We start from the raw sequence: 15,549 nt of genomic DNA on the forward strand, positions 1-15,549 counted from the left end.
CAAAGGAGTGTTGCATTATGTCCGTCTTTGCCCCTGCAAGCCCTTTTGCCGACTTTATATATCGCCATTTCCGCGCCATTCACGCCCTCAAACTCGGCCTCGCCCTGCTGATTGCCGTCACCATTAATGCCATTTGGTCACCGCCGCATTTTATTTGGAGCATGGTGACGATTGTGATCATTATGATGAGTCTGCCACAGGTGGGTGGTGCGATTGAAAAGTCACTGCAACGGGCGGTAGGCACTTGTTTAGGCTCGGCTTATGGCGTGATGTTAGTGGCCACACTCGACAGCTATTGGGTAATTATGGGGCTGTTAATTTTAGGGGTGACGCTGATTTGTTTTATCTCGGCGGGACGCTACAGTTATGCCTATCTGGTGGCAGGATTCACCATTATTATCGTGGTGGGCGATGCTAATCATGATACCTCTGAGGCGCTATGGCGCACGGCAAATATTCTGCTGGGTTGTGTTATCGCAATTCTGGTGTCGCTGTTTATCTTCCCGATTAAAGCCAAGCAGGACTGGCGTAGTCAGCTCGCCAATGCCATCGATAATATGGCCAAGGTGCTGACCCAACATTTACAGGCCCCCGCCAACCATGATTTAGATTTTCGCGCCGAACTCGAAGCGGCGATGAAGGCGGTATTAACTCAGAAGAAACTGTTTTTCTCCCTCGAGTGGGAAAGCCAAACCCTAAAAAAACATAAAGTGCTGCTGGCGGAATTAATCAATAAACAGGTGCGGCTGATCACCCTGCTCGAATTATTACCTTTGAGCCGCTGGCAGGAGGCCGACAAAGAGGCTTACCACCAAATCAACAAAGTCGCCGCCGAGCTTACGGCTTATCTGCAACGCCTTAGTGAATTTGTTGCGGGTAAAACCGCGGCTTTACCGACGCTGCCCACCGCCCTAGAGCAAGAGTTGCAACACAGATTACAACTTAGCTTGGCCAGCTCGGCACCGAATTCGCCCCCTTTGGCGAATGAAGTCGCACAGGGATTTGCCCTCACGGGATACGGCTGGCTTATCTATCAACTCGCCATCGCCGTCGAAGCGCTCTACGCCGATATCGAGATTATCGAAGTCGCCTATCGCGGACAAACCGTGTTACATAAAACTACCAAGCGCGCATAGGCCGTCACCACGGGAATAGCAGCGAAAAACCACTCCCTCAGACCAAGATAAACCCTTGGCAGCCCTTGCACTTGTAGGGGCTTAATGAAAAGATACCGCCCTAATAAAAATTCGATGTGTGGACTGTTTTCATGCGCTTGTTTTCCCCTTCCGTTATCGCCATTGCCTGCTTATCGGCGGGCTCATTATTCACAGCCCAGTTAGCCGTTGCCGCGAATACCGAAGTCGCACAACCCGAAGTGACTAATTCTGGAGCTGCCAACGCTGAAGTTGCCAGCACTGAGGCCGCTAAAACCGACGCGGTTGAAACCAGTGCTAGCAACAGCGCTTTGAGCGCGACAGAAACCGCTCCCGAAGTCGCAGCGACACCAACTCGCGCTAATACCTTTGTCAATGATGCCATTCTCCCGCCGAGTATTACTTGGCATGGTGGCAGCGAAGCTCTGTTACTCAGCGCCGATAACGAATGGGCGACGCCCTTCGAGCAAAGCAACGGCACCGAAAGCCCAAGCTATGACGACACCATCGCATGGCTCGACCGATTGGCGGCCGAAACCACCAAATTGCAAAAAGTCAGCCTAGGTCAGAGCCCTCAAGGCCGCGACATTTGGATTTATGTCGCCAGCAGTGAAGGCATTAACGAATCGGCACGCCTAAAGCAAAACACTAAGCCGACGATTCTGGTGCAAGCCGGTATCCATGCCGGTGAAATCGACGGTAAAGACGCGGGCATGATGCTACTGCGGGATATAGTCAAAGGTGACAAAAGCGAGCTACTCGAAAAAGCCAACCTGTTGTTTGTACCGATGTTTAGTGTGGATGCCCATGAACGCAGCGGCGAATTTAATCGCGTTAACCAACGTGGCCCGGTGAATATGGGCTGGCGCACCAATGCCAATAATCTCAACCTGAACCGTGACTATGCCAAGGCCGACACCTTAGAAATGCAGAATATGCTGCGGGCAATCAATGTGTGGCAACCGGATCTGTATATCGATGTGCATGTCACCGACGGCATCGATTACCAATACGACATCACCTTCGGCTACAACCTTGCCCAAGGCTTGAGTCCCGCCAGTTTCCGCTGGCTCGAAAATAGCTATCGCCCAGCGGTAGAAGCGGCCTTAACCGCCCAAGGTCATATCCCTGGTCCATTGATTTTCGCCATCGACAATACCGATATCACTAAAGGCATGTCACTGTGGAACCCGAGCCCACGCTTCTCTAATGGTTATGGTGATGCCCGCCATCTGCCGACTATTTTGATTGAGAACCACAGCTTAAAACCCTTTAAGCAGCGCGTACTTGGCACCTATGTAATGCTTGAGCAAACCCTTAAAACCGTGGGCGACCAAGCGACCAAGTTAAAGAGTGCGATTCAAGAGGATAAATACCGCGCCTCGCCACTGATCACGTTAACGTGGAAATCAGCGCCACTGGCTAAAGGCTGGGATTTTAAAGGCATCGACTACACTCTTGAGAAAAGTCCGATTAGCGGCACCGAGGTAGTGCGTTGGACAGGCGAGCCTAAACTGTACCCGAATTTACCAGTGATGGCCGAAAGCGTGCCGGATATCAAAGTCACTCGCCCGAGTGCTTACTATATTCCCGCCCAGTGGACACAAGTGATCGACCGCTTGAATCTACACGGCATTAGGATGACACGTTTAAGCAAACCGACTGAGCTTAAATTGCAGCAATATAGCCTGAGCAATCCGGTGTTTAATACCAAGGCGTTCGAGGGGCGACTCACAGTGAAGGCCGACTCGACACTGGCGAAACTGACCACCACCTTGCCCGCGGGCACAGTGAAAATCAGCACAGATCAACCCTTAGGCGATCTGGCGATTTTACTGCTTGAGCCACAATCACCGGACTCGTTACTGCAATGGGGCTTCTTTAACCCTATCTTTACCCGTACCGAATACATTGAGGACTACGCAGTAGAGCCGCTGGCCGCTAAGATGCTTAAGGAAGATCCAAAGCTACAGGCGGAATTTAACAAAGCGCTGGAAAACCCAGAGTTTGCCGCCGATCCCGAGGCACGCTTACGCTGGTTCTATGAACGCAGCCCTTACTACGATAATCAATATCTTAAGTATCCAGTCTACCGTAGCCGTTAATCCCGCAGTTAAAAACGGCAAGGATTAAGCAGGCTTACGCGCGCTAATGCTATATACCAAGGGTACCTGTTGCCCTTGGTGTTTTAGTACATAACGGCCATCGGCTTGAGCCTCTAGCCCTGCAAAACAGTTATAGGGGCTAAACGCAAATTCGTGGAAGAACGCTAACTCCAAACCCGCCTGCAATAAGGCATTGATCACCTCAGACAAGCTATGCGACCAGCACATTAAGGTGTGCTGCTCATCACCGGCATTCTCAGTATAAGTCCCTTCCTGCTCAATATCTGGCTCTCCGCGATTAAAATAGCTATAGCCATCGAATAGCTGCTGCGCCGGATGAAACTCGGCCATGTAAAACTGTCCGCCGGGCTTTAAACACGCCGCAATGGTCTGCGCCCACAGTGTTAAATCCGGTAGCCACACAATGGCACCATAGGAGGTAAAAACAATATCTTGCGGCTCAACCTTGCCCGCTACGCTGTAGACATCACTACAAATAAACTCGCCAGACAACTGCGTCTGCTGCGCCAACTTGCGCGCCTCAGTAATCGCCACCTCGGATAAATCAACCCCAATCACTTTTGCGCCCATTCGCGCCCACGACAGCGTATCTAAACCAAAATGACATTGCAGATGCAGTAGACTTTTGCCCGTCACCGCAAGCTCACTCTGCTCGATTTCCGTTAAGGATGTGTTGCCACTCAAAAAGCCTTCAACATCATAAAAATCAGAGGTTAAATGCACCCGAGTGCGGGCATCCCAGGCGGTTTTATTGGTCGTTAAGTAATCCATATGAATCCTTTCTGGTTACGCTTTTTATCAAGCTGGAATGTTGGACACACGCTAACTGAATAAGTGAGTAATTTCACCACTCTTTGGGAAAAATCACTTATTCAGCGGACATGTCCGCCTGCGCCCAAGCGGACACATTTAACTTATCCGTATGATTATTAATACATTTTAAAATTGGCATAGGATGTGCAATCTCGACTGATATCAAGCTTATCGCTAATAGCTCAGCACTCAGTCGGTCGTCGAGTGTCGATAACAAGGAAGAAGAAAATGTCACTACGCCCTTTTATATTCACCCTCGGATTTGTCGCCCTCTTTACGGTTGGCGTGTCACTCACTGGCTGCATTATCAATGTGAACGCCGCTGGCATGCCGGATTTAGACCACCAGCAACGTGAACTCAGCCTCGATGCTCAAGACTTACAGGAGCTCGTTGCCGAAACAGGTGCGGGCAGCCTTGAAATCATCGGTGTCGAAGGCCTAACCCAAATTAAGTTAGTCGCTGATATCTATAGCAATGACGATAGCAAAGTCATTCTCACCCTTGAGAAAAAGGCCAACAAAGCCAAGCTTAAGGCCGACTTTGAATCCCATAGCAGCTTTAACAATTACTCACCCTATATCGACCTTAAGTTACAAGTCCCCGCCGGATTAGCGCTGGACATAGACGATGGTTCGGGTGCGATTTTGATCAACAAGATGACCGCGGATATCAAGGTCAAGGATGGCTCGGGCGAACTGGCAATCCATGGTGGCAATAATGTCAGCATCGACGATGGTTCTGGCGCGATTGAAGTCAGCCAAGTCAACGGCAACCTAGCGATTGTCGATGGCTCTGGCGGCATCCAAGTCAATGATATTAAAGGCAGCATCACCATCGATGACGGCTCAGGCGAAATCAACGTCGCCAATGTGCAAAGCACAGTCACCATTAACGATGGCTCAGGCAATATCAATGTGGTGAACACTAAGGGCTTAACTATTCTCTCGGCAGGTTCAGGGGATGTGAGCTTCGATAAAATCGATGGCCCAGTAAGCAAACACTAAGCCCGTTAGACCAATATCAACCAACTTCCCGGCGTAGAGACTGATGTTGCAGTACCCAACCAAATGTCAGTCTTCTACCCACCCCTTTTGCGTTACCGTTCCATGGACATTCTTATGCACTTTATGCCACTAACCCCTTGTAGTGGCATCTTTTTTGTGTCTGAGACTTTCTCAGGCTCAATTCAGGTAAGCCTTTGGTAACGTTTTACCTATTTGTTTTTCGGAGCAAAATTTAGCAATGAGTATATAAATAAGGCTTTATTTTGTTTGTTGATATGTTTAAAAAAGTCAAAGTCGTGGGGCTTAACCCCACACCCGACCAAGGAGGACTGCTCGTCCTATCCTCCTTGCTAATGTTTTCACAAGCAGCCAAGACGCCCCTAGCGAAGTTACATGCATTAATTACTGGCTTCGTGCTTATTCGAAAATAGCTAACGCTTCCGATGGGGCATCCCTTCCCCCCGAAAGCTACGCAGACATCCTGTCTGCGTCACGCTATTTTCTTCAACGCCCTTCAGCAACTTCGCAGGGGAGATGAACTTCTGGACCATCTGGGCAAACTGTTAATTCTGAAAGAGTTTTTCCAGTCCTATCATTCCTGTAAGAAAATTTAACAGTGGGTGTCTCGATAAACTTTACTGCTTTGATAACATTACTTTTTATGATTTTTTGAGCAACTAACCTAACATTTCAACTAATTTTACTGTAAATTCTGTATGTCGATGACAGATAAACTTTTGATTTAGGTCTTATTATGAATCTTGTGCAAGAAATTCATCAAGCTCACTTCTTTACTGATAACCAAGATGTCACAGCAAGTCCACCAATTGTGACAGCATTAATGAATTCTATTGGTAAATTCAATTTGATTCCTAATATGGGGCAAGAAATAAACGCGATCACTGGAGAACGAAAACTAATCCCAATGATGGTAAGTCCTGACCAGTCTTTGCACGTTGAATTTCCTAGAAATGAAATTGTGATTATAGGAACAGTTGGATCTCAACATGAGTTTATGGGCAAATCTCTTGGAATTTTCGAAGCTCTCGCATCAGTATTCCCTGAGAAAAAAGGAAACCGACTGTCGATACTAAATAGCAGAATTTTCAAGGCTGAGGAGGATACTTATAGCTGCCTTTATAGACAACTTTTTACTCATCATAAAGCGCAACCCTTTGAGTGGGATAACCGTATAGTAGAAAGACGAACACTTCCTAAATGTGGTGAAACTATAAATAGTATAAGTTCAATTCGTAGATGCGAAATAATGGGACAAGCGCCTAGTCTAGCAGAGCCAATGGATTGTGTTATTTTTGACCTAGATAGCAACACTGTACAACACAACACAAAACTCCGCTTTAGCCTAGAGCAAGCTCATGTGGTTTTTAAAGAGTTACATGAGAATAACTTAGCATTATCTAAACAACTGAAAAGATATACAGAGTAAATTATGGCCATCAACGCAAATTTACGTTCTAGAAGCACCCAGATAATGAATCTAATGGAGCTACTATCAAGTAGTACCTCAAAACCAATAATTACGTCCTCAAGTTCAACATTAGGTATTAGCCAAGTTCGCGATGCAAAAGTTAACCAATGTGCTGAGCTTATTGTTGATTTTGTACTAGATGATGAATACATAGAAGGACAAACAAGTAAATCTCAGTTATATATTGAAAACTTATACTACCAAGATCCTCAAGTTCTCAAGGATAGCTTTCAGAAAGCTTGGTTAAATATTTACTCACATGGTGAACACGCAATGTTCACATTTATAAGTATTGCATCTTCAATTCGTTATGAGTGGTTAGAGGATCGTGCAGACACCTTGATTTTTGCTGGTTACTGTCATGCCAGTGGATTGGTCAATGAAGCAACTATTAGAGCAGTTGAATCTTGGGAGCAACCTGGGCACATAGCTTTATTAAAAGAAATGAAGCCCTTAAACATACTGTGGCTAGAAGAATATAAACAAAATGTAATCAGGTACTTAGAGACTTTGTGATGGCATATTTATTACGAAAATTCTCCCTTAGCAAATGGCAAAATAATCTCGAAAACAACCATGAAAATTATGAAGCAGACGCCATTACAGGCTGCACAAGAACAAAAGGAAATACACTTTCAGTTTGGCAATCTGCCACTACAAACTTTGATGATGATGAGGTAAAAGATCTCATCGTTGCTTTGGCTATTTCAATGGATGAGCCAGCGACTATAGATGTACTTTGGTTAGAAGAAAATTGGCTAGCTGAAAGTGGACTCGAAATTGAGTCCAAGCTTGCAAATACTAAATTTTCACGTATTAATGACAGACATAAAGATTTAGTTAATCTTGATCACAGCAAGCTAGGTATTATGGCTCATCATATTGTGAATCAGGCTAAAGATACTAATAAGCGTAAAAAATTTTTGAAATCAGAAGTTATAGAACTTGTTGCCACATGGTCAATGAAAGAAGATACCTTTCATTTAGAACAACTTAAACCTAAATGGCAAGAAGCAGTAACAGAAAAGATAAAAAGAATGAACGATAAAAAGTAGTATCATATTCTTCGCCCACTACCTTAAGTGATTAATATAAATTGGGTTCTGCTTTGCTCCAGTCAAAATTATATTTGACTACCGTATACTATATCTCATACCACATCATCTGGACGCATAGACAAATTTATCAAGAAACCCACGGTTAAATTCTGCGGTGAAACAACAGAATTGGGGCAGGTAGGGCAAAAAATACTCCGAGGTTAACGGGATTAAGCACTGACATGGAAGTGACCGTCCGTGACATGGATGTCACGGTCGAGCATACAAGGACGTACTTGCTGCGTGTCACTGAAATGATAGTGCTTAATCATTTTACAAGTACATCAAGGATGTGAGTACGGCTCTAGGGAGCTATGCTCGACAGATTCAATCAACGCCAACTTCTGAGCGCGGCTTAACTTTTTAACTGCGATTTCACGCCTTAGCGCATCCCCGTGACTGCCGACGACTTCTTGATACATCAAAGTTAATGGCCCTTTACCACGCAGGTACTTTGCTGCCTTGGGGCTGCTTGATTGATGTTCGTCAAAGCGGCGTGCGACATCTGTGGTGATGCCGGTGTATAAGTGGCCATTGGCGCAGCGGATAAGATACAGATACCACGTTGATGCTTGTTCAATCTCTGATGTTGCGCCTTGCTCCGAAGTCACAGCTTGCTCAGCACCTAGCGCTTCTGGCTTGCTAGAAAGCGGAGCTTGGTTAACAGCTTGCGCTTGGCTAGCCCCTTTTTGGGGGCTAGCCGAAGGAGTTGAAATAGCGGCTTCAATCACTAAATCGGTCACCCGTTGGCGCCTACTTGGTCATGCCTAGCAGACTTAAGAAGAAGGCATATTCCTGCGCTGTATCTTGGTACTGGCGGTAACGACCACTCTTACCACCGTGTCCTGCATCCATATCAACGTGGAATAACAACACCTTATCGTCCGGTTTGTACCATTTATTTTGCACTTCACGCAGTTTTGCTACCCATTTAGCGGGTTCAAAATACTGCACCTGTGAATCATGCAAACCTGTGGTCACCAATAGGTGGGGATACTCATGGTCGGCAACATTGTCATAGGGCGAGTAGCTGAGCATATAGTCGAAATAGGTCTTGTCGTTTGGATTACCCCATTCATCGTACTCATTGGTGGTGAGCGGAATCGACTCATCGAGCATAGTCGTCACCACATCCACAAAGGGCACGTGTGCTGCAATGGCAAAGTACTTTTCAGGCGCCATATTGGCAATCGCGCCCATTAGCAGCCCACCAGCACTGCCGCCCGAGGCCACCACTTTATTTTTATCGCCATAACCTTGTTCGGTTAAGGCGCTGGTGACATCAATAAAGTCATTAAAGGTATTCTTTTTATTCAGTAATTTGCCCGCATCGTACCAAGGGCGGCCTAACATTTCGCTGCCGCGCACATGGGCGATGGCATACACAAAACCGCGATCGAGCAGACTGATCACCGATGAAGAAAAGTCAGGCTCAACAGTATAACCATAGGAACCATAACCATATTGGTACAGAGGGTTGGTGCCGTCTTTCTTGAACTTATCCTTACGATACACCAAGGACACTGGCACCTTAGCGCCATCGCGGGCGGTGACAAATAAACGTTCGGCGCGATATTGGCTGGCATCGAAGCCGCCGAGTACTTGTTCCTGCTTAAGCAGATCGCGTCTATCGGGATTGCTTAGGTGGTACTCATAAATCGCCTCGGGCGTGGTCAGACTGGAGTAGAAAACCCGCAACTTATCGCTATCTTGCTGGGCGTTAACATCTAAACCCAGCACATAGGCGGGTTCATCGAAACTCAGCTCAAAGGGCTTTTGGCCATTGAATGGCATCACTTTAATCCGTGTCAGGCCATTTTCACGGGTTTGAATAATCAGGTAATCCTTCAGCACCAGCTCATCTTCAAGCCGCGCATTGGGATTGTGAGCAACCACTTCCTGCCATTTGGATTTATCGGCGGCATCCTTAATCGCCACTTTCATCAAACGGAAGTTAGTCGCCTGCCAATTGGTGAGAATGTAATAACTGTCACCCAGCTTAGAGACACTGTATTCATGGCCTTCTTCCCGCGCCAGTACAGGTTTGAACAGGCTTAAAGGATCGTTTGCATCCAGCACTGACACTTCGCTGGTTGTGGTGCTCTCGTGGAACAGCACGATTTGCGACTCATCTAAACTCTTGCCGAGAGAGATGTAATAAGCATCGTCTTGCTCCTCATACACCAACACATCTCTCGATTGTGGCGTGCCGAGTTCGTGGCGATACACGCGATAGCCCAGCAGGGTTTGCAGATCTTTGGCGATATAAAACACATGGCGATTATCATTGCCCCAAACGATACGACCCTCTGTGTTTTCAAGCACATCGGTGATCATGGCGCCGGATTCAATATCTTTAAAGTAGATGTTATACACGCGGCGGCTTAACACATCTTCACCGAAGGCCAACATGGTTTCATCTGGGCTGACGCTAACGCCACCTAAACCATAAAACTCATGGCCCTTGGCGCGTTCATTCACATCGAGCATCATTTGCTCAACCCCGTCACTGCCTTTGCGGGCGATCAGCGGATATTCGCTGCCCTCTTGGTAGCGGCGGTAATAGCTATGCTGGTGCCATTGGTACGGCACACTCGACTCATCGGCCACTAAGCGCCCAGTCAGCTCGTTAAACAACCCGTCTTGCAATGACTTAAGCGGCTTAAAGTAAGCTTGGGTATAACGATTCTCAGCCTTAAGGTGCGCCAATACTTTGGGATCTTGGCGTTTATCGTCGCGCATCCAATAGTAGTCATCGGTGCGTGTGACGCCGTGCAAGGTCATCACATGGGGGATTTTTTCCGCAACGGGCGCAGAGACTTGCCCTTTTGGAGTGGAGCAACCGGGTAATAACATAGCAAGACCTAAAGTAAGCAGCAGAGTGCGCATGTATACGTCCTTGTGACGTTCAAACACCATCGTGGGGCACGACGGCAAGCCAATAAGTTGATGTGCCGGATATGATATACCCAAGCTAGCTCAAGTTGCGAGTTTCCTAAAGATTGCGCTTGCTTAAGGATCACAAGGCATTGTGCGCTTGCGCAAACATTGCCCAATTTCAGGCGCGATGTTGTTGCCATCACCAATAATTAGGCGCAACATAACCGCGTTTTTAGGCTAAAGCCTAACAACAATTCTCAGGGCGGGGTGAAACTCCCCACCGGCGGTAAATAGTGAGGTGAATAAAATTTCCCCACACTAAAGCCCGCGAGCGCCCGAACGCAATTCGGGGTCAGCAGATCTGGTGTCCTAGCTTGTCTCGCCATGGTTAATGCCTATCGAGCGCTACTATTCCAGAGCCGACGGTAATGGACTGTTTGCCGCAAGCAACAGTACTGAGTCCGGATGGAAGAGAATGTAAGACAACACTTGGATAATTGGCATTAACTTGAGCTAAGTATCCCTGCTGTTAGCCTCATATTTTGCAATCACGTTTTTAAGCCTGCGCTTAAAGCGGGTCGATTGCTACAGCACAATCCCCTTTAGGGTAATGGCTGTATTTCTGCACGCCCTGATTCTGGATATTCCCATGTCGTATTTTTGAAGGATATTAACCATGAATCAGTCTTTACTTGCTCCTTTTGGTACTGCTATCGAACGCGTTGAAGCGGGTCTTAATGCCCTGCGCCAAGGCCAAGGTGTGTTGGTGGTCGATGACGAAGATAGAGAAAACGAAGGCGACTTAATTTTTGCCGCCGAGTCACTGACCAATGCGCAAATGGCCATGCTTATTCGCGAATGCAGCGGTATTGTGTGTTTGTGTTTACCGGATGAAAAAGTCAAAGCCCTTGAGCTACCACCTATGGTCGAAAACAACTCGAGCCAATATGGCACCGCGTTTACCGTGAGTATCGAGGCCAAAGTGGGCGTAACCACTGGGGTTTCGGCCGCTGACCGTGTCACCACCATTAAAACCGCCATCGCCGACAATGCTAAGCCAAGCGATTTGGCTCGCCCAGGCCATGTGTATCCGCTGCGCGCTCAACCGGGCGGCGTGTTAACTCGTCGTGGCCACACCGAAGGCACTATTGATTTAATGCAACTGGCCGGACTCAAGCCCGCAGGCGTGTTATGTGAAGTCACTAACCCCGACGGTACTATGGCGCGTCTGCCTGAGATTATCGCCTTTGGTGCAGCGCATAAAATGCCTGTACTGACGATTGAAGATATCGTGGTTTACCGTAAGTCGTTATTAGCCAATGTAGGCTAAATTTGGCCCCATAAACAGGATGCAATTTAAAGGACGCGTGCGAAGGCCCGCGTCCTTTTTTATTTAACTTCGATAAAACACTTTGGTTAAGCATCAAATCACGCTAGATATCACAGACAGCAAAACAATTTATCTGCTAGGAGAAAATTTCATCAATAAAAATATAATCTTAAGTGTATATAATAAATAGCTGAATTTCGTGAGCTAGATTAGATATCCATAAACCAAGGGTCGCGAGCGACAGACTTGTATGTTAAATATTCGCACCCAGTGCCTGACCTTCCGCTTTCACCCCATCAAGGAAATTCCTTGATTTTTTATGTTTCAAATCAGGCCAATTGAGGAGTAAGTTTGTATGCCATCCACGCTACAGCATCTCAGCTTGAAACAGAAACTGATTCTGTTTTCGCTGCTACCTTTGCTGATGATGAGTATTTTTGTGCTGTCGCGAATGTATGTACTTGTGAAAGAGTATCGCTTTGCCACTCAAAACCATTTGGCAATACAAACTACTTCAAAAATCAATGAATTACTCTATCAACTTCATAACGAATATGGATTAAGTACCCAATTACTCCCAGCCACTACGCCTCAAGATGAAACACGTCTATTGCAACAGCAACAACTGACCTCTGATGCACTAGAAGCACTGCTTAAAAGTCCGGCTTTGCTTGCGTTGAATACTGCGTTAAGTGGCCAACTGGCATCGACCCAGTTACAGGAAAAACTGACGAGTTTAACGCTGCTAAGTCATAAATTGGCATCGAGCCGCCAAGAAGCGCTCGATCAACACCCATCTGCATTTATCGATTTATATCAACAATTTAATTCTGAATTAATGCAGTTAATCCAACAACTGCAATTACTCACCAATGATATTAATCAATCAAGAGCCTACGCAGATTTACTGAATCTACTGATGGTGCAAGAGTTGGCAGTAAAAGAACGCAGCGCCATCAATCGTATGTTGTTGTCAGAAAGCCTCAGCATTAATGACTACAAAGCCATCAATACCATTATGTATGAATATGGCCAAACCATCTCCCATGCCAGCAATGCCTCAATATCTGACAGACATTCCCTCATCCGCCAGATACAAGCCTCACCGGAAAGCTTGCGAATACTTAAAATCAGTCAACAAATAGAGCAACAGATCCATATCAGCACGTTAGTACAAAGCATCAACGCCAATCTGGGTTACGATGGGTTAATCGATAGTTTTCAAGATTACTTATTAACGGGTAGCCTGATATCACTTGAGAAGTTCAATCAATCCTTAGCCACGATTCAGCAAAAACTCGCAGAACTCAACCGCGAAACAATCAACCTGCCTTCACTTGCGCCTGCAGTACAGATTATCGAAGAGAGTATCAACCAGTATCAATTCTGCATGTCCAAGATCTTACAATTAAAAGATCAAAAACTATCGCTCGCTGAAATCACCGCCCTTGCCCACATCAACAATACCGATCTCACTAGCGCCATTGATAAATTATTAATGCCTCCCCACCCAGTGAGCAGCAAACACTGGTGGACATTAACCACAGATAGAATCAATAAGCTGAACGCGCTCAGTAATGAAATCACGCGTACCATGGCTCGCCAGAGTAATGAACAACAACAGCATGCGCTAACCCTATTAGGTATTTATCTGCTCTCCGCCTTATTTACCGCCACCATCACCCTGTGGCTAGGGCGGAAAATCATTCGTAGCTTTATGGATAAAATCACCCAAATTGCTAATGATATGCAGCGAATGGCCACCGACCCTGAGTTGAATATTCATATTGATGTGTCAGGCTCAGATGAACTTGCGCGGATGTCTCGGGCGATGAACCGTATGCTGAGCGAGCGCCAGAAAGCGAATCAAGCGCTTAATCGGGCCGCGGCGGTCTTTAACTATTCGGCCGAAGGCATTATGGTGACGGATGCCGATAACCATATCGAATTAGTTAACCCCGCCTTTAGCCAGATCACAGGCTATAGCTTAGAAGAGGTGAAAGGCCGAAGCCCTTCAATTTTAAGCTCGAAACGCCATCCAAGCCATTTCTATACCGCGATGTGGGAAGCATTAGAAAAAAACGGCAAATGGGAAGGCGAAATCTGGAATAAGCGCAAAGATGGCCAAGTGTATCCCGAGTATCTTGCGATTACAGTGGTGCGTAATGAACGGGGTGAAATCATCCAACATATTGGTTTGTTTATGGATATCAGTAAACGTAAGCAATATGAACAGGATCTGTGGTATCAGGCACATTTCGATACGCTCACCGGATTACCGAATCGCAAACTCTTTAATGAGCGGCTGCAGCATGAAATCCAGCTCGCCCAACATGACTCCCGTAAACTGGCGATTCTGCTGATTGATTTAGACCAATTTAAATATATTAATGACGTACAAGGCCACGCCACAGGCGACTTATTATTACAAGATGTGGCCAAGCGACTGGAAAATATTGCTGGTAAAACCGACTTTGTCGCCCGCATCGGCGGGGACGAATTTGTGCTTATCCTTCCCCGTGTCACCAATGAATTTGCGATCGAGCATATGGCAAGCCATATCATCGAAACCCTGTCGACGCCTTTTAGCTTGAATGAACGGGAAATTCAAATTTCCGCCAGCTTTGGGATTGGGGTTTACCCAGAAGATGGGCTAGATGTCAGCTCGCTGACCCGCAACACCGAAATGGCCATGTATCAGGCAAAAGACGCCGGCCGCAATAACTTCAAATACTTCACCTCGGGAATGAACCAAGCCATGTTTGCCCGTATGGAGCTTGAACAGCGGCTACGCCGTGCCGTGGCACAGAATGAGTTTACGCTGCACTATCAACCGATTGTGGAGATGAAAACAGGTAAAGTCTGCAGTGTTGAAGCGCTGATCCGCTGGCAAGATCCGGATTTAGGCTTAATCCCTCCTGACCAGTTTATTGGCATCGCTGAAGAGACAGGACTTATCGAACCTATGGGGGAATGGGTGCTCAACCAAGCGATGCACGACCTCAGACAATGGCAACAACTTGGCTTACACCTTAACGTGGCTATCAATGTTTCAAGCCGCCAATGTGTAAATGCTCGAGGTTTAGGATTTGATCAAGTGCTGCAAGAATGCTTTAACCGCCACCATATCAACCCAAGAAACGTGCATATTGAGATCACCGAAAGCATGCTGATGGGCGATGCTAGCCACTGCTTAACCACCCTAGAATCCATCCGTTATTTAGGCTCGCAGATTTATATCGACGATTTTGGTACTGGCTATTCATCCTTGAGTTATTTGAAGAAATTCCCTATCTCTGTGATAAAAATCGATCGCAGCTTTGTGGAAAATGCCCTGAGCAATAGCTCAAATACCAATTTAGTGAAAGCCATCGTGATGATGGGACAAAGCCTTGAAATGGAACTCGTGGCCGAAGGGATTGAAACCGAAGCCCAATGGAATCTACTGCGTGATTTAGGTTGCCACTACGCCCAAGGCTATTTGATCTCTAAGCCCCTGCCATTTGCAGCCATTACGCCGCTGCTAAGCCAAACACTACCGGCATTATTACAGCGGCAAGAACCGCGCGAAAAGTGCGTAAACGCTTGATAGGTTAACGAAAATCCTGATTTTTGCCCATAAAAAAACAGCCTAGGCTGCTTTTTTATGGGCAAA

11 protein-coding genes and 1 riboswitch are annotated in these 15,549 nt (G+C 46.5%); of the genes, 8 read left to right on the top strand and 3 right to left on the bottom strand.

Annotation, left to right across the window (positions count from 1 at the left end; translation table 11 throughout):
* Positions 1-17 precede the first annotated feature (17 nt).
* A complete protein-coding gene (locus AEA42_RS09540) occupies positions 18-1,136 on the top strand; it encodes an FUSC family protein (protein ID WP_055647596.1) in 1,119 nt (372 codons plus the stop codon).
* A gap of 131 nt (positions 1,137-1,267) precedes the next feature.
* Complete coding sequence (locus AEA42_RS09545) at positions 1,268-3,259, top strand: M14 family metallopeptidase (protein WP_055647597.1); 1,992 nt, start codon at positions 1,268-1,270, stop codon at positions 3,257-3,259.
* 24 nt (positions 3,260-3,283) lie between these two features.
* Here the strand turns inward: AEA42_RS09545 and AEA42_RS09550 are convergent, their stop codons facing one another.
* Positions 3,284-4,051 (bottom strand): class I SAM-dependent methyltransferase, encoded by a 768-nt coding sequence (locus tag AEA42_RS09550; RefSeq protein WP_055647598.1) that lies wholly within the window; start codon positions 4,049-4,051, stop codon positions 3,284-3,286.
* Between the two features lie 270 nt (positions 4,052-4,321).
* Between AEA42_RS09550 and AEA42_RS09555 the strand changes: the two genes are divergently transcribed.
* From AEA42_RS09555 to AEA42_RS09570, 4 genes are all read left to right on the top strand, one after another.
* Entirely contained in the window at positions 4,322-5,098 is a 777-nt protein-coding gene (locus AEA42_RS09555; protein ID WP_055647599.1) for a hypothetical protein, read from the top strand.
* 754 nt (positions 5,099-5,852) lie between these two features.
* Positions 5,853-6,545: a hypothetical protein gene (locus AEA42_RS09560; RefSeq protein ID WP_055647600.1), complete on the top strand. Its 693-nt coding sequence runs from the start codon at positions 5,853-5,855 to the stop codon at positions 6,543-6,545.
* Positions 6,546-6,548: 3 nt separating this feature from the next.
* Entirely contained in the window at positions 6,549-7,103 is a 555-nt protein-coding gene (locus AEA42_RS09565; protein WP_055647601.1) for a hypothetical protein, read from the top strand.
* On the top strand, positions 7,103-7,642 hold the full coding sequence (locus tag AEA42_RS09570) for a hypothetical protein (RefSeq protein WP_055647602.1): 540 nt from the start codon (positions 7,103-7,105) through the stop codon (positions 7,640-7,642). Before AEA42_RS09565 ends, AEA42_RS09570 begins: the two co-directional genes overlap by 1 nt.
* A 326-nt stretch (positions 7,643-7,968) precedes the next feature.
* Here AEA42_RS09570 and AEA42_RS21795 read toward each other — a convergent pair whose 3' ends face one another.
* Both AEA42_RS21795 and AEA42_RS09580 read right to left on the bottom strand, forming a co-directional pair.
* Complete coding sequence (locus tag AEA42_RS21795; RefSeq protein ID WP_082389635.1) at positions 7,969-8,427, bottom strand: GIY-YIG nuclease family protein; 459 nt, start codon at positions 8,425-8,427, stop codon at positions 7,969-7,971.
* Positions 8,428-8,437: 10 nt separating this feature from the next.
* Positions 8,438-10,573, bottom strand: a complete 2,136-nt coding sequence (locus AEA42_RS09580) for an oligopeptidase B (protein ID WP_055647603.1) — start codon at positions 10,571-10,573, stop codon at positions 8,438-8,440.
* Positions 10,574-10,813: 240 nt separating this feature from the next.
* Positions 10,814-11,045: riboswitch (FMN riboswitch) on the top strand.
* Positions 11,046-11,240: 195 nt separating this feature from the next.
* Between AEA42_RS09580 and ribB the strand changes: the two genes are divergently transcribed.
* Together ribB and AEA42_RS09590 are read left to right on the top strand one after the other, a co-directional pair.
* Positions 11,241-11,894, top strand: a complete 654-nt coding sequence (gene ribB, locus AEA42_RS09585; protein WP_055647604.1) for a 3,4-dihydroxy-2-butanone-4-phosphate synthase — start codon at positions 11,241-11,243, stop codon at positions 11,892-11,894.
* Between the two features lie 355 nt (positions 11,895-12,249).
* Positions 12,250-15,483: an EAL domain-containing protein gene (locus AEA42_RS09590; RefSeq protein WP_055647605.1), complete on the top strand. Its 3,234-nt coding sequence runs from the start codon at positions 12,250-12,252 to the stop codon at positions 15,481-15,483.
* Positions 15,484-15,549 lie beyond the last annotated feature (66 nt).

Source organism: Shewanella sp. Sh95 (genome assembly GCF_001308045.1).
Lineage (GTDB): Bacteria > Pseudomonadota > Gammaproteobacteria > Enterobacterales > Shewanellaceae > Shewanella > Shewanella xiamenensis.